We start from the raw sequence: 20,966 nt of genomic DNA, 5'->3' as shown, positions 1-20,966 counted from the left end.
TTTTCCGACGAGTACCCGATGGTCCGGACCACCGGGTACTTTCGGGCAGCTCACGCGGCCGAGCGCTGGATGCAGTCGAGACCGATGCCCAGCGGCGTGGCCAGGTACTGGCAGATGTGCGACGCGTGCGCCTCGTCGGTCTGCGTGCAGGCCACCGGCACGCCGAGCACGTCCACCGAGCAGTAGGCGTAGAACTGGGTCGGGCTGCCCGGGACCGGGTCGGCCGACGCCGGAGCCGCCGTGGCGACCACCGCGGAAACCGTGAGCGCGGCGGCCGCCGTCCAGGAAGCGATTCGGGTCTTCATCGTGCTCTCCTTCCGCATTTCCCTGTGTGTCAGGGTTTGTGATGATCAAGATTCCCCGCGCGGACCGCGTTCAGCTCCGGGTCACCGGAAAGTGTCACGGCGGCGGGCCGCGAGCCGAACAGCACATGAACTTCACGCTGCGTGATTACGTACGTTCGTCGGTGTCACCGGACGGCCTTGACGACCTACGCTGGCGCAGCCCTGCCGAGGTCCCCTGGAGGCTCCCGTGATGGCCGACCCGCACGAGCTCACCCGACGCACCTTCCTCGGCGGGGTCGCCGCGGCCGGCGCCCTCGGCGCCCTCCCGCCCGGCATGGCCGAGGCCCTCGCCGAACCCCGCGTTTCCGGCAGCCTGTCGGACGTCGAGCACGTCGTGGTCCTCATGCAGGAGAACCGCTCCTTCGACCACTACTACGGCACGATGAAGGGCGTCCGCGGCTTCGGCGACCGCTCGGCGATCGTGCAGCCGAACGGCCAGGACGTCTTCCACCAGCCCGATTCCGGGCGCGGCGACGGCAGGTACCTGCTGCCGTTCCGAGTGGACACGACCAAAGTGGACGGTCAGGACCTCGGCGACCTCGGTCACGGCTGGGCCGACCAGCACCAGGCGATCGCCGGCGGCGCGAACGACGCGTGGATCCCCGCCAAGGGGGAAATGACCATGGGCTACTTCGACTCCGGCGACATCCCGTTCCACCGGGCGCTGGCCGACGCGTTCACGGTGTGCGACCACTACTTCTGCTCGGTGCAGGGACCGACGACGCCCAACCGGCTCTACCTGTTCACCGGCACGATCGACGCCGACGGCAAGGCGGGCGGCCCGGCGAACTACAACCCCGCCGACTACAAGCCGGTCTTCAGCTGGACGACCTACCCGGAACGCCTGCAGCAGCACGGCGTCTCGTGGAAGGTGTACGCCAACAAGGAGGTCGGCGACGCGAGCGGGTCGTTCGTCGGCGACTACGGCGACAACCCGCTGTGGCTCTTCAAGGCCTACCACCAGGACTACGGCTCCGATCTGTCCAAACGGGCCAGTGTGTTCAAGACGTGGGGCCCGGATTCGGGGCAGGGCAAGAACGTCGACCACGTCCTCGCCGAGTTCAAGGCCGACTGCGCGAGCGGCGCACTCCCCCGCGTCTCGTGGGTCGTCGCGCCTTACGGCTACTGCGAGCACCCCGAGGCCCGCCCGGTCGACGGCGCCGCGTACACCCAGACCGTGCTGAACGCGTTGTGGGCCAACCCGAAGCTGTGGGAGTCCACTGTGGTCTTCATCAACTACGACGAGAACGACGGCTTCTTCGACCACGTCGCCCCGCCGATCGCGCCGAGCGGCACCGCCGGCGAGTACCTCGGCGGCAAGCCGATCGGGCTCGGCGCGCGCGTGCCGATGACGGTGATCTCGCCGTGGAGCCGCGGCGGCTGGGTCAGTTCCGAAGTCACCGACCACACCTCGGTGATCCGGTTCCTCGAACGCTGGACCGGCGTCGCCGAGCCGAACATCAGCGCGTGGCGGCGGGCGATCTGCGGCGACCTCACGACGTGCTTCGACTTCGGCGCCGCGAACACGCGGATCCCGCTGCTGCCGGACACCGCGGCACTGCGCAAGCAGGCCGACGACACGCAGAAGAAGCTGCCGAAACCGGCCCCGCCGGCCACAGGCAAGCAGCAGGTACCCGTGCAGGAAGCCGGCACCCGCCCGGCCCGCGCGCTGCCCTACCGGCCCTCGGTCACGACGTCCCTGAGCGCCGACCACAAGATCCTCACCACGACGTTCGCCAACCAGGGCAGCGCGGCCGTGCAGCTGATGGCCTACCGCGACGACGGCCAGACCGACGGTCCCTGGCCCTACGACCTCGCGCCCGGCGCGCAGGTGAGCGACACCTGGCGGATCCAGCTCTACGGCGGCGGCAGGTACGGCGTTGCGGTGCACGGGCCCAACCGGTTCCGCTGGGTCCTCGCCGGGGACGCGAACAGCGCGGGCGCGGGCGTCGACGTCCTGGGGAGCTACTCGACCGAGAACAAGCTGCGGCTGACCATGCGCAACAGCGGGGCGACGGCCGTGCGCGTCACGGTCACCGCGAACCACTACCGCACCGACGGCCCGTGGACGTACTCGCTGGCCGCCGGCCAGACCGTCACGGACGACTGGAACCCGGTGGTGTACGGGAACGGCTGGTACGACCTGTCCGCGACGCTCGACGCCGACCCCAGGTTCCTCCGCCGGTTCAGCGGACACCTCGAGACGGGCGCCCCGAGCGTCACCGGCTAGCGTGTTCACATCCATGACAGGCGTTCAGCTCATTGACGCACGTCACATCCGTGACCTATAAAGGGAAAGTCCGGGTGTCCGCCGCACACCTCCGCTGTTCCCTTTTCCGGAGGCCATCGGTGTCCCCACGAACCCGTCATGCCGTTCTGCTCGGTACCGCCGTCGCCGCGGTCGCCGTCGCCCTGGCCGGGGGCGTAAGCGCCCAGGCCGCCGCGGCGAACCTTTCCGCCACCTTCGCCCAGACGTCGGTCTGGACCGGCGGCTACGGCGCCGGCTACACGATCGCCAACCGCGGCGACGCGCCCGCCACCGGCTGGACCGTCGAGTTCGACCTGCCCGCCGGCACGGCGGTGAGCAACTCGTGGAACTCCGTCGAAACCCGGTCGGGACAGCACTACAAGTTCTCCAACGCCGGTTTCAACGGCACGGTCGGCCCCGGCGCCTCCGTGAGCTTCGGCATCACCGTGGCCGGCTCCGGGCTGCCGGCGGGCTGCACGGTCAACGGCCTCCCCTGCGCGGGCGGCCAGGTCACCACGCCCCCGCCGACGACCACCACCACCCGACCGCCGACGACCACCACGACACCCCCGCCCGCCGGGGACACCGTGAACGTCTCCACCGCCGCCCAGCTGCAGGCCGCGCTGGCGAACGCGGTGCCCGGCCAGGCGATCAAGCTCGCGGCCGGGACCTACCGCGGCTCGTTCGTCACGACGAAGGCGGGCACCGCGGCCAAGCCGATCACGCTTTCGGGCCCGGCGAACGCGGTCCTGATCAACGACGGACCGAGTGGCGACGCACCCGACTGCCCGACGCCGACCCCGGGCTGGGACTCCGGCTACGGCCTCTGGCTCTCCGGCGCGCCGTACTGGACCCTCGCCGGCTTCACCGTGCAGGAGTCGAAGAAGGGCATCGTCGCCGACAACTCGCCGCACACCACGATCGACGGCGTGACCGTCCACCACATCGACGAAGAAGCGATCCACTTCCGCCGCTCGTCGGCCGACAGCGTGCTGAAGAACTCGACGATCACCTACACCGGGCTCGTGCAGCCGGGCTACGGCGAAGGCGTCTACCTCGGCTCGGCCAACTCGAACTGGGCGTGCCACGGCAACTCCGGCGGCGTCGACCGCGGCGACCGGATCCAGGTGCTGGACAACCACATCGGCCCGTTCGTCGCGGCGGAGCCCATCGACGTCAAGGAAGGCACGTTCGACGGCGTCATCCGCGGCAACACCTTCGACGGCCGCGGCATCTCGGGCGAGAACTCGGCGGACTCCTGGATCGACGTCAAGGGCATCGGCTACACGATCGAGGACAACACGGGCACGTTCGCGTCGCCGGGCGTGTTCGCCAACGGCTACGAGAACCACAACACGAGCACGTCCCCGTCGTTCGACAACGGCTGCGGGAACGTGTGGCGGAACAACAAGTCCGACCTCGGCGGCGTCGGCGCCTACGCGATCAGGATCAGCTCGGTTTCGAAGTGCGCGGCGAACCCGAACGTGGTGTACGCGTCCAACACCGTGACGAACGCCGAGTCGGGCCTGACGAACATCCCGGTCACGCCGTAGGTCACAGGTGCATGGCGAGCCAGAGCGCCACCCACGCCGCGGCGGCGAGCACCGCGCCCGTCGCCGCGGCGAGGAGCACCCGGCGCAGGCCGCGGGCGGGTTTCACGGGCGTCTCGATGTGGTCCATGAAATCGATCATGGCCGACGTACGCCGGACACGACAGCCGGCGCGCTCGTCCGGGCGACCCCTGCGCGGGGTACCCCGGACGGCGGCGACGCACGTCACTCCCGGCGGCGGAACACCAGAACCGGCGAAGCGTTGTACCCGGTGTCGGTACGGCGGTGCCCCCGGGCCTCACCCCTTGCCTTCACGGAATACCGGTAACGCAGGAGCCGTGTCGTGCCTTCCGCCGCGAGGCGGCCCCCGTACCGGCCCCAAAACCCCCGTTCCCTCCCGGGCCTCCCCCGTGCGCCCGGGCGGGGGCGGGCCTAAGGCACGATCGAGTCGACGTACCCGCCGTCGACGCGGACCGCCGCGCCCGTGGTCGCCGAGGCGAACGGGGAACTCAGGTACACCACCAGGTTCGCGATCTCTTCGGGCTCGATCAGCCGCTGCAGCAACGACTGCGGCCGGTGCTTCTTCATGAACTCGCGCTGCGCTTCCTCCCACGGCAGGTCCTTGTCGACCAGCTCGTAGACGAAGTCCTCGACGCCGCCGGTGTGCGTCGGGCCCGCGATCACGGCGTTCACCGTGACGCCGGTGCCCGCCGCGTGCTTGGCGAACCCGCGCGAAACCCCGAGCAGCGCCGTCTTCGAGACGCCGTAGTGGATCATCTCGGCCGGGATCACGACCGCGGAATCGCTGGCGATGTACTGGATCCGGCCCCAGCCGCGCTCGGTCATCCCGGGCAGGTAGGCACGGGTGAGCCGCACCGCCGCCAGGACGTTGACCTCGAAGTAGCGCCGCCAGTCGGCGTCGGTGATGTCGAGGGGTTCCTGGGCGCCGAAGATGCCGAGGTTGTTGATCAGGATGTCGGCGTCCGGCACCTCTTCGACGACCTGGGCCGCTCCGGCCTCGTCCGAGACGTCGCCCGGGGCCGGCACCAGGTCCGCGTCCGGCTGGTCCTCCTTCAGGCGCGCGATGGCCTTCGCGACGCCGGTCTCGCTCCGGCCGTTGATCGCGACCCGCGCGCCCGCGGCCGCCAGGCCCGCCGCGATCGCCGAGCCGATGCCCTGCGTGGACCCGGTGACCAGGGCCGTCTTCCCGCTGAGGTCGACCCGCATCGTGAAAACCCTTTCTCGCGTCGGCCGGTCCCCCGGCCGATTCAAGCACAGGCGCCCGGTGCGCACCGGCTGGAAATCCGGTTGCCCCGCCGGACTCGGGGCTACACCATCTGCGCATGACCTCTCACCGCACGCCGCTCCTGCCGACCGTCGCCGCGACCACCGCGCCGGTCCAGCAGCAGCCGAGCCGTCCGCGGAGGTCGATCACCCCAGCGCCGTGACGGGCGCGCTGCTCGCCGGCCTGCTGGCCGGCTACGGCATCGCGATCCCGGTCGGCTCGGTCGCCACCTACCTCGTCGCGCTCACCGCCCGCACGTCCCTGCGCACCGGCTTGGCCGCGGCACTCGGCGTCGCGACGGCCGACGGCGTGTACGCGCTGGTCGCGGTGCTCGGGGGTGCCGCGATCGCCGGGGTCGTCGCACCGGTCGCCGGACCGCTGCGGCTGGTGTCGGCCGGGGTCCTGGTCGTGCTGGCGGTGCGGGGTGCCGTGTCCGCGCTGCGCGCGCACCGAGATACCACCGCCCGGCCCGTGACGCCGCTCGCGCCCGGCCGCGCCTACGTGAGTCTGCTCGGCATCACGCTGGTGAACCCGACGACGGTCGTCTACTTCACCGCTCTCGTGGTCGGTGACCGCGCCGGGGACGCCGTTTCGGTGCTCGAACAGGTGGTGTTCGTGCTCGCCGCGTTCGCCGCGTCGGCGAGCTGGCAAGCGCTTCTCGCCGGTGGAGGGGCGTTGCTCGGGCGCGTGCTCACCGGGCCGCGGGGCCGGCTGGTGACGGCCCTCGCCTCCAGCGCCGTGATCACGGCACTGGCCGTCCGGCTTGTCCTCGATTGACCTTCGTGCTCGCCGCATCGGCCGGGCGCCGCCGGCCGGCGCGCTGCTCGGCCGCCCTCACCTCCAGCGGAGCGATCACCGCGCCGGCCGTCCCGCTGGCGCCGTCCGCCGACCCGGCGAACGCGGCAAGCACTCCCCGCCGGCCGGGTGCCGCTCGGCCGGCCCTCATCCCCTGCGCAGTGATCACCGCACTGGCCGTCCGGCTTGTCCTCACCTGACCACAAAACCGTTGCGGTGTAACGGTTTGCCCGGTTCGCGGCCGCACGGACGGAGACGTTCGGCCGCCGGTTCCGCGGCTAGCCTGAGCAGACTTCGGACGGGAGGCGGCCATGACCATGCCGATGGGGACGGTGTCCGGCTGGGACGTCGCCGGCGCGACGCTGCTCGTGCTCTGGGCACTGGCCATGTGGGCGGCGGTCGGGGTGCTGGCGTACGCGAACCGCGGGCCGGTGCGGCCGTGGGTGTACCGCGGCTGCGTCGTCGTCATCGGCGTCGGCGTGCTCGGTCAGCTCGGTCACGTCCAGGAGCACGTCGCCCAGGTCGGATACTGGCTCGGGCACCCGAACTCGCCCGCGTGGATGACACCCTGGGGCACCGGGCTCGCGGACGGCCTGCAGCTGGTGCTACCGGACCGCACGACGTTCGGCATGGAGCTGCTGCACCTCACCGGCAACTTCATCTTCCTGGCCGGCCTGGCCGGGGTCATGGTGATCACGCGGCGGGCGCGGCGGACCCGCGCCCGCCGCTGGGCGAAGATGGGCGTGTGGATGCAGGGCCTGCACGGGCTCGAGCACCTCGTCCTCACGCTGTCCGTGGCGTTCGGCTCCCGCGCCATCGGGCTCTCGACGTTCTTCGGCCTGGTCGACCCGGGACCCGGGCTGACCACCTACCGCGTCTGGTGGCACTTCGCCGCGAACGTCGCCGGCTCGGTCATCTTCGGCCTCGCGCTGTACCACCTGTGGCGGGAGCGCCGGGAGGTCCGGGCGACGTTCTTCGTCCGGCCCCTCGCCGACGTCACCCGGCAGGCGGCGTAGCGCAGGTCAGCGTCGGCAGCGCCCAGTCCGCGTGGTCGTTGCCGTTGCCGTCCCCGCCGTCGCCGACCAGCAGGTCCAGGACCTGCGCACCGGTGACGTCGACGTCGATCGGCACAGCCGCCTGGCCGCCACGGACCACCGGTGTCGTGACGCGCGTCGCCCCGTCGGCCGCGACGCTGAAACTCACGCTGCCGCCGGTGCCCGTCTCGCCGTCGACACCGACCGAGGCCGTCAGGCGGGTGCAGGCGCCCGCCAGGTAGAGCTGGACGTCGCTCGCCGCGTGCGCGCCCAGGCCCTTCGCGTACGCCACTCCGCCGATCGTCATCGGCTTGCCGTCGCCCGCGTTCGCCTCGCCGTTGCTGGTGTCGCGCTCGACGGGACCCCAGCCGTTGGTCGCGGTCAGGAACGGCAGGGAGCTCACCGCCACCTGCCCGGCCGGCGGTGCGGGCGGTACCGCGCCGACGATCCGCTCGTCCGACGCCGACCCCGGCCGCCCCGCCTGCCGGTACCCCACCACCACCTTCAGTGCCGAGGTGTCCACTGTGGAGGGAGCGGTGACGGGCCAGGTGAAGGTCGCCGTCCGGCCGCCGTCGATCTTCGCCACCGAAGGCGGGGACGCCGTTCCGACGGTCCAGCCGGCCGGCGCGGTGAGCACCGGCCGCACGTCGAACGCCACCGGTGCGCCCGCGGCCACCCGGACCGTGGCCGACGCGGTGAACCGCTGCCCGCCCGACGCGGTGTCCGGCGCGGTCAGCGACACGGTCGTCGCCGGTGCGGCCGGCATCGCGTACCGCGCGGGGTCGAAGCCCGGCGACGCGTTCTGCCGCACGGTCAGCGGCGAGGAGTAGCTGCCGTAGTTCGTCCACGCGATCTTGCCGAGGCCGCCGGTGCCGCCGTCGAGGTTCCACACCGCGACGGCGATCGTGTTGTGCCCGTTGGGGTTCAGGACGCCGTTCGGGATCGGGAAGCTGTGCTGCGGCCCGAGGTAGTTGACGTACTGGCCGAGCTGCCAGCCGTTGACGAAGATCAGCGCCCGATACTGCCGCGCGGGGTCGTCGGTGATCGTGAGGCCGAGCGAAGTGTCCTGGCCGCGCGGCAGATCCAGCTCGGCGGCGGTGCGGTACCAGGACACCCCCGGGGTCGTGTCCTTCGCCGGCAGCGACGTCGAAGCCCAGCGCCCGTCCGGGAAGCCGGGCAGCGACCAGCCCGCGCGCTCGCCGTACAGCCCGCCGGTGTTGAGCGGGCCGCGGACCGGGTCGAGCCCGGTCTCGCCGCCGCGGACGCCCTGGAGCCGCCAGGTCACCGACGTCAGCGGCGCACCGGTCAGCCGGGCGGAGGTGAGCCCGCGCGCGGCCTTGTTGCCGTTGCTCGCGCCGTAGTCCTCCTCGTGGCCCATGTTCACGGTCAGCACGGAGAGCACGTTCTCACCCGGCTTGAGTGCTCCCGCCGGGAAGGGGAACGTGTGCTGCGGGTCGGTCGAGCTGCCGAGGAAGACACCGTTGAGCCACGCCGAGAAGGCGCCCGCCGGGCCACCGCTCTGGCTCGACAGCGTGATCCCGGTCTGCTTCCCGTCGCCGGTGAACCGGCCGCGGTACCAGGTGTTGCCGGTGTGGAAACCGTAGTCGTCGGCGAAGAGCACGGGCTTGGTGCCGAGCGTCGTCGAGCTGTTGGTGGTGTCCTTGTCGGCCACGGGCCACGCCGAGTCGTCGAAGCTCGGTTGGCTCTCTGGTGATTCCTGCTGGTGCTTCCACCCGGTCAGCTCGGGCAGCGTCACCGGTTTCGCGGCCGGCGCGGCGGCGGTGAGGCTGCCGCTCGACGTCGGCTGCGTCGCGACGCGGGAACCGTTCCAGGACACCGACTTCTCGGCCGCGAAGACCTCGAACGCGCCGTCGGTGCCGGTGTCGCCGGTCAGGTTCAGCGTGCCGTGGTCGTCGGCCGCGGTGCGCACCAGGTGCGTGCCGCGGACCAGCACCGGGCCCGCCGCGGTGTCCTGGCGCCAGAACGTCGCCGCCGTGGTCTTGTCGGCGAGCAGCAGGAGCAGCGGCCGCTGCCCGGGCGCGGTGACGAGCACCCGCGTCAGGCCGTCGTGGGTGTAGTTCAGCCGCAGGTCGCCGCGGGCCGCGTCCCAAGTGGACGTCGCGGCGCCGCCGAGCACCCGCACCGAAGGCTGCTGCGCGAACCGCAGGACGGTCTCGCCCGGACCGCCCTTGTCCCCGTAGAGGACCGCGACGTCCCGGCCGCCGATGGCCGCGTTCGTCAGGATCTCCGACGTCGAGTACTGCAGGCGTGTCTTCCCGACGTCGTACCCGGCGACGACGATCTTCGACTGGCGGCCGTTCAGCGTGATCCCGGTGCCGGGCTGCTGCGGCACGACCGGGTAGTAGTCGCCGCTGCCGGTGAGGAGGTCGACGGCGTCCACGACGACGAACGGCCCGGTGGCCTTGGCGTTCTTCTGGCCGGTCACGACGATCTTGAGCGTGTGCGCGCCGGCGGGCAGGTCACGCACCTCGTAGCCGGTGACCTGGTTCTGCTTGCTGCCCGCGTAGAGGTCGACGGTGCTGACCTTCGCGTCGTCGAGGTAGACGTCGGCGATGCCGTGGTTGCCGTCCTTCGACGTCACCCAGCGGATCCCGGTGCCGCTGAACGGGATGGTCACGCTGTCGCCGGTCGCCTCGGAAAACGACTCGGTGTGCTGGTAGTCCCCGCCGGTGTAGTTCACCTCGGCCCCGACGTGGCTCCAGGCGCCGGTGTAGCCGACTTCGGCGGCGCGGTCGTCGTAGGTGTAGCCGGCGTGCGCGGCGAGGTCGAGCGCCATCGTGGTGGTGTTCGTGGCGGCGGACGTCGAATCGGTGTGGCGCAGGGTGTGGAACTGCGTGCGGGTGTCCGGGTTGATCCGGGCGGTGTCGGTGAGGGCCGGGTCGGTCAGCGGCGCCTGCGCGAGACCGTCGGTCTTGGTCAACGGCGTCACGGCCTGGGTGAAGTAGCCGATCAGCTTGTCCTCGGCGTACTTCGGGTCGAACTGGCGGCCTTCGGTGATGGCGGCGCCGTAGTCGTAGGACGTGTAGTTCTGGGGGATCGCGCTCCAGCCCCACGAGGTGCCGCCGTGCAGCATGTAGAAGCTCTGGCCGGTGGCGCCGACCGCGATGTTCTGCTTGTAGAAGACGTTCGCGAACTGGTCGTTGATCAGCTGCGCGCACTTCTCGTAGCCGGGACCGCCCCACGGGTCGAAGGCGCCGCCCTGGAACTCGGCGGTGATCAGCGGCTTGCCGGGCACGTGGTCGTAGCTGATGTCGGGGACGCCGTTCCAGCGCGTCGGGTTCGAGCAGTCGAAGCCCTGCGGGTAGGAGTCGGCGGCGTCGACGTCGAGCGCGGCCTCGCCGGCGTTGAACGTGCCGTTGTTGTTGCCCACCAGGGGAACCGTGATGCCGTCGGCACGGGCCTTGTCCTCGAGGTGCTTCATGTACGCGCGGCCGTCGGCGTTGCCGTTGTAGTACTCGTTCTCCACTTGGTAGGCCAGCACGCTGCCGGTTCCGTCGGTCAGCTGGTGGCGCGCGATGATCCGGTCGATCTGCGTCTGCCACTCGTCGGAGTACTTCAGGTAGACCGGGTCGGCGCTGCGGGTGTGGCCGGGGGTGGTGGACAGCCAGGTCGGGAAGCCGCCGCCGTCGACTTCGGCGTTGATGTAGGGCCCGGGCCGTGCGATCACGTAGAGCCCGGCCTGCTGGGCCATGTCGAGGAGCTTGTCGAGGTCGCGGATGCCGGTGAAGTCGTAGACGCCCTGGCGCGGCGAGTGGTAGCCCCAGTCGAAGTAGAGGGAGGTCGCGTTGAAGCCGGCGGCCTTCATCTTCTGGAAGATGTCCAGCCAGAGGTCGGGGCTGGGGAGGCGGTAGGAGTGGAACTCGCCGGACCAGAGGTAGGTGCGGTTGCCGTCGACGAGGAAGGAGTAGCCGTCGTAGGTGACGGTGTGGGCGGCTTTGGGCGGCGGCGCGGCGGAGGCCTGCGGGACGGTCAGCCCGACGAAGGCGAGCACGGCGACGAGCAGGGTCCGGACGACGGCACGCATGCGGGGACCTCCAGGAACGGCGCTGAACCGAACACGATCCTTTGCCGATCACACAGAAGCGGTCAAGATACAACACCGGGATGGATCAGTGCCGAGGTAGCGTTAGCGCTAACATGCCCCGGGGCAAGCGCCCCAATGTGGCCTTGGTTGCGTCTGACGCACCCAATGTGGCCTTCGGTGCGTCTGACGCACCGAAGGCCACATTGGGGCGCTTTCAGCGGGGACCGGTGCTCTCCCGCACGATCAGCTCGGCCGGCACCAGGTGCCGCGCCCGGACGTCGCCGCCGGCCATCCGGTCCTCCAGGAGCCCGAACGTCTTGCGGCCGACCTCGATGAAGTCCTGCCGGACCGTCGTCAGCGGCGGGGTGAAGTACGCCGCCTCGGGGACGTCGTCGAAGCCCGCCACCTGGACGTCCTCCGGCACCCGGATCCCGGCCTCGGTGAACGCGCGCAGCAGCCCCAGCGCCATCTGGTCGTTGGCCGAGAACACCGCCTTGAGCCCGCGCTTGCCGACGAGCGCCCGGCCCGCCTCGTAGCCCGACCGCGGGCTCCAGTCGCCGCGCACGACCGCCGGGACCCGCAGGCCGCGCCGTTCCAGGGTCTCGCGCCAGCCGCGTTCGCGGTCGCGGGCCTCGAGCCAGTCCTCCGGGCCCGCCAGGTGCCAGACCGTCTTGTGCCCCAGCGCCAGCAGGTGCTCGGTGGCGCGGCGGGCGCCGTCGTACTGGTCGACCGAGATCACCGGCACCGGCGCCGACTCGCCGCCGCCGACCGCGACCACCGCGATGTCGCCCGGCACCGCCGCCAGTGCCCGCCCGGCCGTCACGTGCGGGGCGATCACGACGATGCCCTCGACCGCCTGGCGCCGGAGGCTTTCCACCGCGTCGCCGATCGAGGTCCGGCCCGGCCGGGTGACGCTGCAGATCGCGACGCCGTAGCCGGCCTCCCGCGCGGCGTTCTCGATGCCGTACAGGGTGCTCGCCGGCCCGTAGAGGTTCGACTCCAGCGCGACCACGCCGAGGGTGCCCGACCGGCCGGTGACCAGCGTCCGCGCGGCCGTGTTGGGCCGGTACCCGAGCTTCTGCACCGCGGCGAGGACCCGCTCGCGGGTCTCCGGGCGGACCGGCCCGCTTTCGTTCACCACGCGCGAGACGGTCATGTGCGAGACCCCGGCCATGCCGGCGACGTCGGCCAGGCTGGGCTGCCGCGGCCCCGGGGCCGACGTCCTGGCCTGCTCCCCCGGCTTCGCCCGGTCCACCACCCTGGCCCCCTTAACCTCGCGCCGCGTCACCACCGGGAAGACCGTACCGCCGAACGGCCCGCGGGCGGCGGACGCCGGGCGCGTCAGGACCGGCCGAGCCGCGCTTTCACGACTTCGGTGCCGTCCGGAGCGCCTTCGCCGGCGGAGACGTCACGACCGGGCGAGCCGCGGCGTCGGGTTGCGCGGTCCGGCGTTTCGCCGTCGTCTCCGGCGGCGCGGACGTGGCCGTCGTGGCCACGCTCGTCGTCAACGGCGGCGCGGCGGGTGGCGCGGCGGGCACCGGCGGCCGGACCGCCGCGGCCAGAGCCAGCATCGCCACCACCACGCCGGCGCACGTCCCGGCCAGCAGCATCGCGCCTCGCCATTCCATACCGGCTGTTGTCCGCGGCCCGCGCCGCTGTTCGCGGACGATGGCCGGATGTGGCCTGGGTCTCACTCCGGGGACGCGGGCGGCGGGTCGCGACAACCAGTAGCGTGACCAGAATCGTGGAACGGCTCGACCGGCCCGACCTCGCCGCGAAGGATCCGAAAGAGGTCTTCTCGCGGCTCTTCGACGAGTACGCCCATCCCCTGCGCGGGTACCTCGCGGGCCGGGTGGGCGTGCACGCCGCCGACGACCTCGTGGCCGAGACGTTCGTCGTCGCGCTGCGAAGACGCGCCAGCTACGACCCCGAGCAGGCGCCGATCCGCGGCTGGCTCTACGGGATCGCCACCAACCTGCTGCGCAACCACCTGCGCCAGGAGGTGCGCGGCTTCCAGCTGACGGCGAAGGCCGGCGCCGAAGAGCGGCCGGAAGAGAACCACGACACCGCGGTCGCGGGCCGGGTCGACGCGGCCGCGCGCCTGCGCGTCCTCGCGGGCGAGCTCGCCGCGTTGCCCGAACAGGACCGCGACGTCCTGCTGCTCACCTCCTGGGCCGGGCTCGAGCCGGCCGAAGTCGCCGAAGCGCTCGGCGTGCCCGCCAGCACGGTGCGCTCGCGCCTGCACCGCGTCCGCCACCGTCTCCAGGCCCAGCTCGTCCCCACCGAGGAGAACCCCCATGCGTGAGCTCGACGAAACCCTCGAGCTGCTCCACCGCGACGCCCGCACGGCACCGGCCGACCTGTCCGCCGCCCGGGCCCGGCTGCTGGCCGAGCTGGACGCCGCACCCGCCGTCGTCCCGCCGCGGCCGAAGCGGTCCCGCCGGTGGCTCGCCGTGCCGGTCGCCGCCGCCGTCGCCGGGGCGGTCACGGTGGCCGTCGTCGGCCAGACCGGCCCGGCCCCGGCGCCGGACGTCCCCCGGGCCGCGCCCCCGAGCCCGAATCCGACCGCGAACTGGCCCGACATCAAGCTGATGTCGGCGGCGCAGGTGCTGAACCGGGCGGCGGACCTCAGCGTCGGCGCGGTCGACCAGCCGGTCGGCCCGGGGCAGTTCCGCTTCGTCGCGGAGCACACGTGGGTCCGGCGCAGCGTCCAGACCGGCGACGCGACCGGGTACACCTACCTGTGGGAGCAGCAGATCGACCGCTGGATCCCGGCCGACGCCCACGACGTCTGGCAGGAGGACCGCAGGATCCTCGGCACCGGGAAGTTCCTCGGCGGCTCGGTGCCGCAGGCGCAGGCGCCGGTGCCCGAGGTCACGAAGACCGACCAGGGCCAGTGGCAGGGCCGGTGCGGCGACTTCTTCCCGAAGTCCAAGCCGGCCAAGAAGTGCGACGACCCGGGCGACTGGGACAGCCCCGCGTTCTACGCGACGCTGCCGCACGACCCGGCCGCGCTGTACGCGAAGCTGCAAGCGCTGACGGCGGGCCGCGGCTCGACGCCGCGGGTGATGTTCCACTACGGCATCGAGATCCTCCGGGCCGGGCTGATGCCGGCCGGGCTGCGCGCGCAGTGGTACCGCGCGCTGGCGAAGATCCCGGGCATGACGGTGCTGGCGGCGGAGACGAACCTCGACGGCCGCACCGGCGTCGCCCTCGGCCTCGACGACCGCCACGAGATCCGCCAGCTGATCATCGACCCGGTGACCGGGCAGTTCATCGGCGAGCGCGAGGTCGCCGGCGCGGAGCCGGACGAGCCGTGGATCAAGCCGGGCACGGAGATCGGCGCGAGCGCGATCACGACCGGCGTCGCCACCCGGCTCGGGGCGGTGCCCGCCAGGTAGGCGTGTTAGCGTCGGGGCCGTGGATGTCGACGTTTTGTCCACTGTGGACTTTCCAGGACCGTGGTAGCCGTCCTGCTGCTGGCGGTGCCGGTCGGCGTCTTCATCGGGCTGATCGGCATCGGCGGCGTCCTCCTGCCGCCCGCGCTGACCTGGCTCGCCGGCCTCGACATCCACGCGGCGGCGGGCACCAGCAGCTGGTGCTTCCTGTTCACCGGCGCGGTCGGCACCGCGGCCTACGCCCGGCACCAGGCCATGCCGTGGCGCTTCGGCGGCCGGCTCACGCTCGGCGCGGCCCCGGCCGCGGCGGCCGGGGCCCTGGTGAACGGCGTCGTCCCGGCGACGGTGCTCTGGCTCTTCCTCGCCGTGGTGACCGCAGGCTCCGGCGCGTTCAACCTCTGGGCGCGGCCGCGGGAATCCCGTGAGCTGTCGGCTCTCGCCGCCGTCGCGGTCGGCGCGGCCGTCGGGTTCGGGTCGGCGCTGACCGGCACGGGCGGGCCCGTCCTGCTCGTGCCGGTGCTGCTGGCCCTCGGGGTACCCGCGTTGACGACGATCGCCGCCGGGCAGCTGATCCAGCTGCCGCTGGTGGGGTTCGCGACCCTCGGGTACGCGACGCAGGGGTCCGTCCACTTCGGACTCGGCAGCGCGCTGGGGGTCCTGGCGGGCGCGGGAACGTTGCTGGGCACCCGGCTGGCGAGAAGACTGCGCGGCCGCAGCCTCCACCGCATCGCCTCGGCGGCCCTCGTCGGCTTCGGCGCGTTCCTCGGCGTGCTGGCGTTCCTCCCCCGCTGACCTCAGGCGGGCGCGAGCCGCACGCAGCAGCACCCGGGCTGCGGGTCGAGCCGGGCCCGCAGCCCGCTCTCCCCCGCTCCTTCGAGCAGGCCCTCGACCAGCCCCAGGTTCATCTCGCAGACCAGCCGCGGGTGCGTCCGGGCCAGCCGCTGGAACGGGCAGTTGCCGAGCAGCACGCCGTCGCCCTCGGCACGCGGCTCGAAGCCGTGCTCCTCCAACGCGGAAACGATGTCCGGAGCGGCCAGTCCCGCGCCGTGTTCGCGGGCGCGGCGGCCCAGGATCTCCCGCGCCGACCCGCCGGTCTCGTCGGCCTCCTCGATCGCCGACGCGAGGAGTTCCCCGGCCAGCTCGTAGTGCCGCTCCGGCACCGACACGCTCACCTGCCGGTCAGACCGGCGGTAGAGCTTGGCCGGACGGCCCGCGCCCGGCCCGGTGCGGCCGCTGCGGCGCTCGTACTCGACGACCAGCAGCTGCTCTTCCACCAGGCGGTCCAGGTGGAAGGCGACGGTCGCGCGGGGGACCGCGAGCGCCGCGGCCACGTCGTCGCGGCTCACCGGGTGCGGGCGCCGGACGACGTACTCGTACAGCCGGCGCCGCGTCGGCTCGTCGAGCGCCGCCACCGCGGCCAGCGCGCCGGCCTGGGACTTGTGCATCCGAGCACTCTAAAACAAATGACCGTTGACGAAAACCCCCGCGGGCTTCTAACGTCGGCTCGTCTTGGTTTTAGAAGGAGGCCTCCCGTGACCGTCGAACCCGTCAGCGAACCCGTGCCGCTGCGGCACCTGGGTGTCGTCCACGACCGTGACGCGATGGACCTGCCCGCGGCGGAACGCGCGGTCGCGGACCTGCTGCGCGCCCTGGGCAAGGACCCGTCGTCCGAGCACTTGGGCGACACGCCGCGGCGGGTGGCCAACGCGTACGCGGAAATGCTGAAGCCGCGCGACTTCCGGCTCACGACGTTCCCGAACGACGAGGGCTACGACGAGCTCGTGCTCGCGAAGAGCATCCCGGTGCAGTCGCTGTGCGAGCACCACCTGCTGCCCTTCCGCGGCGTCGCGCACGTCGGGTACCTGCCCGGCGAGCGGATCCTGGGGTTGTCGAAGCTCGCCCGCGTGGTCGAGATGTTCGCGCGCGACCTGCAGGTGCAGGAGCGGCTGACCAAGCAGGTCGCCGACTGGCTGCAGGAGCACCTCGCGCCCAAGGGCGTCGGCGTCGTGATCGAAGCCGAGCACCTGTGCATGTCGCTGCGCGGCGTGCGGGCCGCCGGCGCGCTCACCGTGACGTCGTCGCTGCACGGCCTGCTGCGGGAGGAACCCAAGTCGCGGCAGGAGTTCTTCGCGCTGACCGGGGTGCATGCCTGATGGACGCGTTCGTCGTCGTCGGCGCCGGGCTGACCGGCGCGAAGGCCGTGGAAACGCTGCGGGCGGAAGGGTTCGCCGGGCGCGTCGTGCTCGTCGGCGCGGAGCCGGACCTGCCCTACGAGCGACCGCCGCTGTCGAAGGGGTACCTGCTCGGCCGGGACGACCGTGCGTCGGTCTTCGTCCACGACGAGAAGTGGTACGCCGACCAGGGCATCGAAGTGCTGACCGGCCGCCGCGTCACGGCACTGGACCGCGCCGCCCACGAAATCGAGCTGGCCGGCGGCGAACGCCTCGGCTACACGAAACTGCTGCTGGCCACCGGGGCGTCGCCGCGGCGGCTGCGGGTGCCCGGCAACGACCTCAAGGGCGTTCACTACCTGCGCCGGCTCGCGCACGCCGACCGCCTGCGCGACGCGCTGGCCGCGGGCGGGCGGGTCGTCGTGGCGGGCGCGGGCTGGATCGGCCTGGAAACCGCGGCGGCGGCCCGGACCTACGGCTGCGAGGTGACGATCGTCGAACCGAGCCCGTCCCCGCTGCACGCGACGCTCGGGCCGGAGCTGGGCGCGTTCTTCGCCGACCTGCACCGCCGCCACGGCGTCGACCTGCGGCTCGGCACCGGGGTGACGGGCTTCGCGGGCGACACGTCGGTCACGGCCGTGCGGACGGAGGTGGGTGAGATCCCGGCCGACGTGGTGATCGTCGGCATCGGCGCGCGGCCCGAAACGCAGCTGGCCGAGGAAGCCGGCCTCGCGGTCGACGACGGCGTCTGCGTGGACGCCGCCCTGCGCACCGAGGACCCGGACGTGTTCGCCGCGGGCGACGTCGCGAGCGCGTGGCACCCGAAGTACGAGCGCCGCGTCCGCGTGGAGCACTGGGCGGCGGCCACCAACGGCGGCCCGGCGGCGGCGCTGTCGATGCTCGGCCGCGAGGTGGTCCACGACGACCTGCCGTACTTCTTCTCCGACCAGTACGACGTGGGCATGGAGTTCACCGGCTGGTTCCCGCCCGGCGGGTACGACCGCGTGGTGACCCGCGGCGAGGACGACGCCTTCCACGCGTTCTGGCTGGCGGACGGCCGGGTGGTCGCCGGCCTGCACGTCAACCAGTGGGACGAGGGCCTCGACGCGGTCCGCGAACTGATCCGCAGTGGACGGACGGTCGACCCCGACCAGCTGGCCGACACCGCCCGCCCGCTCCCGAGCTAGCCGCGCCGGCTACGGGTCGTGGGTGGGAAACAGTGCTGGAACACTGTTTCCCGCCCACGACCCTCAGTTGTCCCGTCGGTGGCGTCCGCCGCGGGACCCGGCGATCGCCCGGACCCGCAGGGCCAGGTCGCCGCGGCGCGCCCGGCGGGCGTACTCCAGCAGCGCCTCCGCCTGCTCCTCCGGCAGCCACCCCTCTTCGGCCCCGACTTCGAGGCACAGCAGGTGTCCCACCAGCTCGCGCGACTCGACGTCGTTTTCGCCGGCCAGCTCGGCGAACCGGCGGGCCGCCTCGGCCTCGCCGTCGCACCAGGCCGTCATCGCCAGGAGCGTCGCCGTCGCCGTCAGGATGTCGCCGCGGTGGACGCCTCCCTCCGCCGCCAGGTGCTCCGCCAGCTGGAAGCTGCGTGTGCCGACCCCGCCGGCCCCTTCGCTGCGCACGGCTCTCGCCAGCGCCCGGATCTGCTGCGTGACATAGTCCCCGCTCGACAACCCCGACATGCCGTCCCCTCTGTCGCGCACGCGGATCCGTGCGTCACCCGACAGGTGTATCGCATCGGCGGGCAGATACGTCGGATGCCCCACGGGTTTGCGCCGAGTGGGCGTGCGATCAGCTTGAACGGCCACCGTCGGCGTGTCGCTGCGACAGGTACACCGCCGCGGAGGTGCGCCGCTCGACCCCGAGCTTGTGCAGCACCGACGACACGTAGTTCTTCACGGTCTTCTCCGCCAGGAACAGCCGCTCGGCGATCTGCCGGTTGGTCAGGCCTTCGGCGACCAGGTCCAGCACCCGCCGTTCCTGCGGGCTGAGCTGTTCGTACCGCGGGTCCGGCGCCGCCACGTCCGCGCCGCGCAGCTTGTTCATCACCGACGCCGTCAGCGTCGCGTCCAGCAGCGAGCCGCCGACGGCGACCGTGCGGACGGCGTCCACGAGGGACCGGCCCGACACCTGCTTCAGCATGTACCCGGCCGCGCCCGCCATGATCGCGCCGAAGAGCGCGTCGTCGTCCGAATAGGACGTCAGCATCAGGCAGGCGGGCGGCGGCGCGACCGTCGAGCGGATTTCGCGGCACACCTCGACACCCTGGCCGTCGGGCAGCCGGACGTCGAGGATCGCGACGTCCGGGCGGGACTGCGGGATCCGGACCAGCGCCTCGGCCGCGGTCGCCGCCTCGCCGACCACTTCGATGTCCGTTTCGGACTCGAAGACGGTCTTGAGCCCGGTACGGACCAGCTCGTGGTCGTCCAGGAGGAACACCGAGATCGTCATCGCCCACTCCCCTGCTCACCGGTCCGCGCCGGCAGCTCCGCGGTCCATTCCAGGCGCGAGCCGCCGCCGTCGGCGGCCGCCAGCACGCAGTTCCCGCCCCACCGTGCCGCACGGGCGGCCAGGTTGCCCAGCCCGCTCACCCGGCCCGGCCCCGGCGGTGGCCCGGTCCCGTCGTCGCGCACCACGAGGGTCAGCCGCCGGCCGGCGGCGTCCACGGTGACCTCGACCGAACACGACGTCGCCCCGGCGTGCCGCGCCACGTTCGTCAGCGCCTCGCGCAGCGACGCGATCAGGTCGGAGCGGACGGCGTCCGGCACCGCCGCGTCGAGCGGCCCGTCGAAGCCGACGCGCGGCTCGAAGCCCAGCGTGTCCCGCGCGTCGACGGCCACCCGCAGCAGCTCCGCGCGCAGGCTGCCCTGCGCCTGCGCGGGCGCCTGCAGCGAGAAGATGCTGTTGCGGATCTCGCGGATCGTGCCGTCGAGGTCCTGGGCGAACCCGGCGACGCGGCCGGCCACCGCCTGATCGGCGATCAGCCTGCTGACGCCTTCCAGCCCGAGCCCGGTGGCGAACAGCCGCTGGATGACCAGGTCGTGCAGGTCGCGGGCGATCCGGTCGCGGTCCTCGAACACCGCCAGCTGCTGGCGCGCGTCCTGGGCGCGGGAGAACTCGACCGCGAGCGCGGCGTGCCCGGCGAAGGTTTCGGCGAGCTGGACCTCGGCTTCGGTGAACGGCGTCTTGTCGCGGAACTTCGCGACGACCAGCACGCCCAGCGTCTCTTCGCCGACGATCAGCGGCACCGAGATCGCCGAGTCGAGGTCCTTGACCATCGCCGGCATCGACCCGGGGCGGTCGCGCTGCTGTTCCTGCACGCGTTCGCCGTAGTCGCGCACGACGACCGGGCGGCGGGTGGTGAACGCGACCCCGGTCGCCGTCCCCTCGAGCGGCACGGTCGCGCCGGTGAGCCGCTCCGCGTCCTCGCCCGGGGGCTCGACGATGTCGAAGACGAGCTGCCCCGGCCCGTCCGGCAGCGCGACCGCGCCGGCGGTGCCGCCGGCGACCACGCGCGCGCGTTCGGCGATCAGCCGCAGCGTGGCGTGCAGGTCCTTCGTGGCGAGCAAGGCGCGCGTGACGTCGTAGGAGGCTTCGAGCCAGCGTTCGCGGCGGCGCATCTGGTCGACGAGCACGGCCTTGTCGACGGCCATCGCGGTCGCGGCGACGAGCGCGCCGAGGACTTCGCGCTCGCGGCGGCCGAACTCGCGGCCGGCCGGCGGCTCGGCCCGGAACGTGCCGAGCACCTTGGGCCCGGCCCGCACCGGCAGTTCGACCACCCCGTCGCCGCCGGCCCGGCCGTGCTCGGCGAGGCCGCCTTCGGGGCCGGTCAGCTCGACCCGGGCGTGGCGGGCGCCGAGCAGGTCGCACACCGCCGCCACCGCGGTGTCCAGCACCGCCGGCACAGCCAGCTCCCGCGCGATCCCGGCCACCGCGGCCAGGATCGCCGGCATGCCGATTTCGTCCGCCACTTCCCGCCGACCCCGTGTCCGTCCGATCCCGAGGGTGCCCTCGGGCCGTCAAGGGTGCCACAGGCGACTGCCCGTGTCGGCCCAATCCGGTTCGTCCATCCGGTGGGTCGATCGGCGCAGTG

19 protein-coding genes are annotated in these 20,966 nt (G+C 72.6%); 9 read left to right on the top strand and 10 right to left on the bottom strand.

The features are described 5' to 3' along the window. Window positions 1-50: 50 nt before the first annotated feature. Window positions 51-305 (bottom strand): hypothetical protein, encoded by a 255-nt coding sequence (locus AB0J40_RS28265; protein WP_364458301.1) that lies wholly within the window; start codon window positions 303-305, stop codon window positions 51-53. 229 nt (window positions 306-534) lie between these two features. Between AB0J40_RS28265 and AB0J40_RS28260 the strand changes: the two genes are divergently transcribed. Both AB0J40_RS28260 and AB0J40_RS28255 read left to right on the top strand, forming a co-directional pair. Further along, a complete protein-coding gene (locus tag AB0J40_RS28260) occupies window positions 535-2,574 on the top strand; it encodes a phosphocholine-specific phospholipase C (protein WP_364458298.1) in 2,040 nt (679 codons plus the stop codon). Window positions 2,575-2,693: 119 nt separating this feature from the next. Next, a complete protein-coding gene (locus AB0J40_RS28255; RefSeq protein ID WP_364458295.1) occupies window positions 2,694-4,145 on the top strand; it encodes a cellulose binding domain-containing protein in 1,452 nt (483 codons plus the stop codon). Between the two features lies 1 nt (window position 4,146). On the opposite strand, the gene AB0J40_RS28250 is transcribed toward AB0J40_RS28255, so the two are convergent. Both AB0J40_RS28250 and AB0J40_RS28245 read right to left on the bottom strand, forming a co-directional pair. Continuing rightward, window positions 4,147-4,272, bottom strand: a complete 126-nt coding sequence (locus AB0J40_RS28250) for a hypothetical protein (protein ID WP_364458292.1) — start codon at window positions 4,270-4,272, stop codon at window positions 4,147-4,149. A 302-nt stretch (window positions 4,273-4,574) separates the two neighbouring features. Continuing rightward, window positions 4,575-5,369, bottom strand: a complete 795-nt coding sequence (locus AB0J40_RS28245) for an SDR family oxidoreductase (RefSeq protein WP_364458289.1) — start codon at window positions 5,367-5,369, stop codon at window positions 4,575-4,577. 217 nt (window positions 5,370-5,586) lie between these two features. Between AB0J40_RS28245 and AB0J40_RS28240 the strand changes: the two genes are divergently transcribed. Further along, window positions 5,587-6,204, top strand: a complete 618-nt coding sequence (locus AB0J40_RS28240; protein WP_364458286.1) for a LysE family transporter — start codon at window positions 5,587-5,589, stop codon at window positions 6,202-6,204. Between the two features lie 329 nt (window positions 6,205-6,533). Then, on the top strand, window positions 6,534-7,238 hold the full coding sequence (locus tag AB0J40_RS28235) for a DUF6008 family protein (protein WP_364458283.1): 705 nt from the start codon (window positions 6,534-6,536) through the stop codon (window positions 7,236-7,238). Here AB0J40_RS28235 and AB0J40_RS28230 read toward each other — a convergent pair. The 3 genes from AB0J40_RS28230 to AB0J40_RS28220 all read right to left on the bottom strand — a co-directional run bounded on the left by AB0J40_RS28230 (window position 7,219) and on the right by AB0J40_RS28220 (window position 12,929). Beyond that, the gene (locus AB0J40_RS28230; RefSeq protein ID WP_364458280.1) at window positions 7,219-11,301 is read right to left on the bottom strand and encodes a beta-galactosidase; all 4,083 of its coding nucleotides are present in this window, start codon (window positions 11,299-11,301) and stop codon (window positions 7,219-7,221) included. The two genes, AB0J40_RS28235 and AB0J40_RS28230, sit on opposite strands and share 20 nt — an antisense overlap. Window positions 11,302-11,515: 214 nt before the next feature. After that, entirely contained in the window at window positions 11,516-12,559 is a 1,044-nt protein-coding gene (locus AB0J40_RS28225; protein ID WP_364458277.1) for a LacI family DNA-binding transcriptional regulator, read from the bottom strand. A 106-nt stretch (window positions 12,560-12,665) separates the two neighbouring features. Further along, window positions 12,666-12,929, bottom strand: coding sequence for a hypothetical protein (locus AB0J40_RS28220; RefSeq protein ID WP_364458274.1), 264 nt, complete (start codon window positions 12,927-12,929; stop codon window positions 12,666-12,668). A 104-nt stretch (window positions 12,930-13,033) separates the two neighbouring features. Between AB0J40_RS28220 and AB0J40_RS28215 the strand changes: the two genes are divergently transcribed. The 3 genes from AB0J40_RS28215 to AB0J40_RS28205 are packed head-to-tail and all read left to right on the top strand — an operon-like array spanning window position 13,034 to window position 15,491. Further along, window positions 13,034-13,606 (top strand): RNA polymerase sigma factor, encoded by a 573-nt coding sequence (locus tag AB0J40_RS28215; protein WP_364458271.1) that lies wholly within the window; start codon window positions 13,034-13,036, stop codon window positions 13,604-13,606. Continuing rightward, window positions 13,599-14,702 (top strand): CU044_5270 family protein, encoded by a 1,104-nt coding sequence (locus tag AB0J40_RS28210; protein WP_364458268.1) that lies wholly within the window; start codon window positions 13,599-13,601, stop codon window positions 14,700-14,702. Before AB0J40_RS28215 ends, AB0J40_RS28210 begins: the two co-directional genes overlap by 8 nt. 60 nt (window positions 14,703-14,762) lie before the next feature. Then, complete coding sequence (locus AB0J40_RS28205; protein WP_364458265.1) at window positions 14,763-15,491, top strand: sulfite exporter TauE/SafE family protein; 729 nt, start codon at window positions 14,763-14,765, stop codon at window positions 15,489-15,491. Window positions 15,492-15,493: 2 nt separating this feature from the next. On the opposite strand, the gene AB0J40_RS28200 is transcribed toward AB0J40_RS28205, so the two are convergent. Beyond that, window positions 15,494-16,144, bottom strand: a complete 651-nt coding sequence (locus AB0J40_RS28200; RefSeq protein WP_364458262.1) for a helix-turn-helix domain-containing protein — start codon at window positions 16,142-16,144, stop codon at window positions 15,494-15,496. 156 nt (window positions 16,145-16,300) lie between these two features. On the opposite strand from AB0J40_RS28200, the gene folE reads away from it, so the two are divergent. Then, the gene (gene folE / locus AB0J40_RS28195) at window positions 16,301-16,852 is read left to right on the top strand and encodes a GTP cyclohydrolase I FolE (RefSeq protein ID WP_364458518.1); all 552 of its coding nucleotides are present in this window, start codon (window positions 16,301-16,303) and stop codon (window positions 16,850-16,852) included. Continuing rightward, on the top strand, window positions 16,852-18,057 hold the full coding sequence (locus AB0J40_RS28190; protein WP_364458259.1) for an FAD-dependent oxidoreductase: 1,206 nt from the start codon (window positions 16,852-16,854) through the stop codon (window positions 18,055-18,057). Before folE ends, AB0J40_RS28190 begins: the two co-directional genes overlap by 1 nt. A 63-nt stretch (window positions 18,058-18,120) precedes the next feature. On the opposite strand, the gene AB0J40_RS28185 is transcribed toward AB0J40_RS28190, so the two are convergent. The 3 genes from AB0J40_RS28185 to AB0J40_RS28175 form a co-directional block, all read right to left on the bottom strand. Next, window positions 18,121-18,576: a hypothetical protein gene (locus AB0J40_RS28185; RefSeq protein ID WP_364458256.1), complete on the bottom strand. Its 456-nt coding sequence runs from the start codon at window positions 18,574-18,576 to the stop codon at window positions 18,121-18,123. An 88-nt stretch (window positions 18,577-18,664) separates the two neighbouring features. Then, a complete protein-coding gene (locus AB0J40_RS28180) occupies window positions 18,665-19,324 on the bottom strand; it encodes a response regulator transcription factor (RefSeq protein ID WP_364458253.1) in 660 nt (219 codons plus the stop codon). Continuing rightward, window positions 19,321-20,826 carry a GAF domain-containing protein gene (locus AB0J40_RS28175; protein WP_364458515.1) on the bottom strand — a complete coding sequence of 502 codons (1,506 nt, stop codon included), beginning with the start codon at window positions 20,824-20,826 and terminating at the stop codon, window positions 19,321-19,323. Before AB0J40_RS28175 ends, AB0J40_RS28180 begins: the two co-directional genes overlap by 4 nt. Window positions 20,827-20,966: the final 140 nt, after the last annotated feature.

The organism is Amycolatopsis sp. NPDC049691, assembly GCF_040675005.1.
Lineage (GTDB): Bacteria > Actinomycetota > Actinomycetes > Mycobacteriales > Pseudonocardiaceae > Amycolatopsis.
This window is presented reverse-complemented; position numbering and strand designations above follow the sequence as displayed.

Bases quoted from the DNA above. Each gene is read 5' to 3' on its own strand.
- AB0J40_RS28265 (WP_364458301.1), bottom strand. From the start codon at position 305: ATGAAGACCCGAATCGCTTCCTGGACGGCGGCCGCCGCGCTCACGGTT.
- AB0J40_RS28260 (WP_364458298.1), top strand. From the start codon at position 535: ATGGCCGACCCGCACGAGCTCACCCGACGCACCTTCCTCGGCGGGGTC.
- AB0J40_RS28250 (WP_364458292.1), bottom strand. From the start codon at position 4,272: ATGGACCACATCGAGACGCCCGTGAAACCCGCCCGCGGCCTGCGCCGG.
- AB0J40_RS28245 (WP_364458289.1), bottom strand. From the start codon at position 5,369: ATGCGGGTCGACCTCAGCGGGAAGACGGCCCTGGTCACCGGGTCCACG.
- AB0J40_RS28235 (WP_364458283.1), top strand. From the start codon at position 6,534: ATGACCATGCCGATGGGGACGGTGTCCGGCTGGGACGTCGCCGGCGCG.
- AB0J40_RS28230 (WP_364458280.1), bottom strand. From the start codon at position 11,301: ATGCGTGCCGTCGTCCGGACCCTGCTCGTCGCCGTGCTCGCCTTCGTC.
- AB0J40_RS28220 (WP_364458274.1), bottom strand. From the start codon at position 12,929: ATGGAATGGCGAGGCGCGATGCTGCTGGCCGGGACGTGCGCCGGCGTG.
- AB0J40_RS28210 (WP_364458268.1), top strand. From the start codon at position 13,599: ATGCGTGAGCTCGACGAAACCCTCGAGCTGCTCCACCGCGACGCCCGC.
- AB0J40_RS28200 (WP_364458262.1), bottom strand. From the start codon at position 16,144: ATGCACAAGTCCCAGGCCGGCGCGCTGGCCGCGGTGGCGGCGCTCGAC.
- folE (WP_364458518.1), top strand. From the start codon at position 16,301: ATGGACCTGCCCGCGGCGGAACGCGCGGTCGCGGACCTGCTGCGCGCC.
- AB0J40_RS28190 (WP_364458259.1), top strand. From the start codon at position 16,852: ATGGACGCGTTCGTCGTCGTCGGCGCCGGGCTGACCGGCGCGAAGGCC.
- AB0J40_RS28180 (WP_364458253.1), bottom strand. From the start codon at position 19,324: ATGACGATCTCGGTGTTCCTCCTGGACGACCACGAGCTGGTCCGTACC.
- AB0J40_RS28175 (WP_364458515.1), bottom strand. From the start codon at position 20,826: ATGCCGGCGATCCTGGCCGCGGTGGCCGGGATCGCGCGGGAGCTGGCT.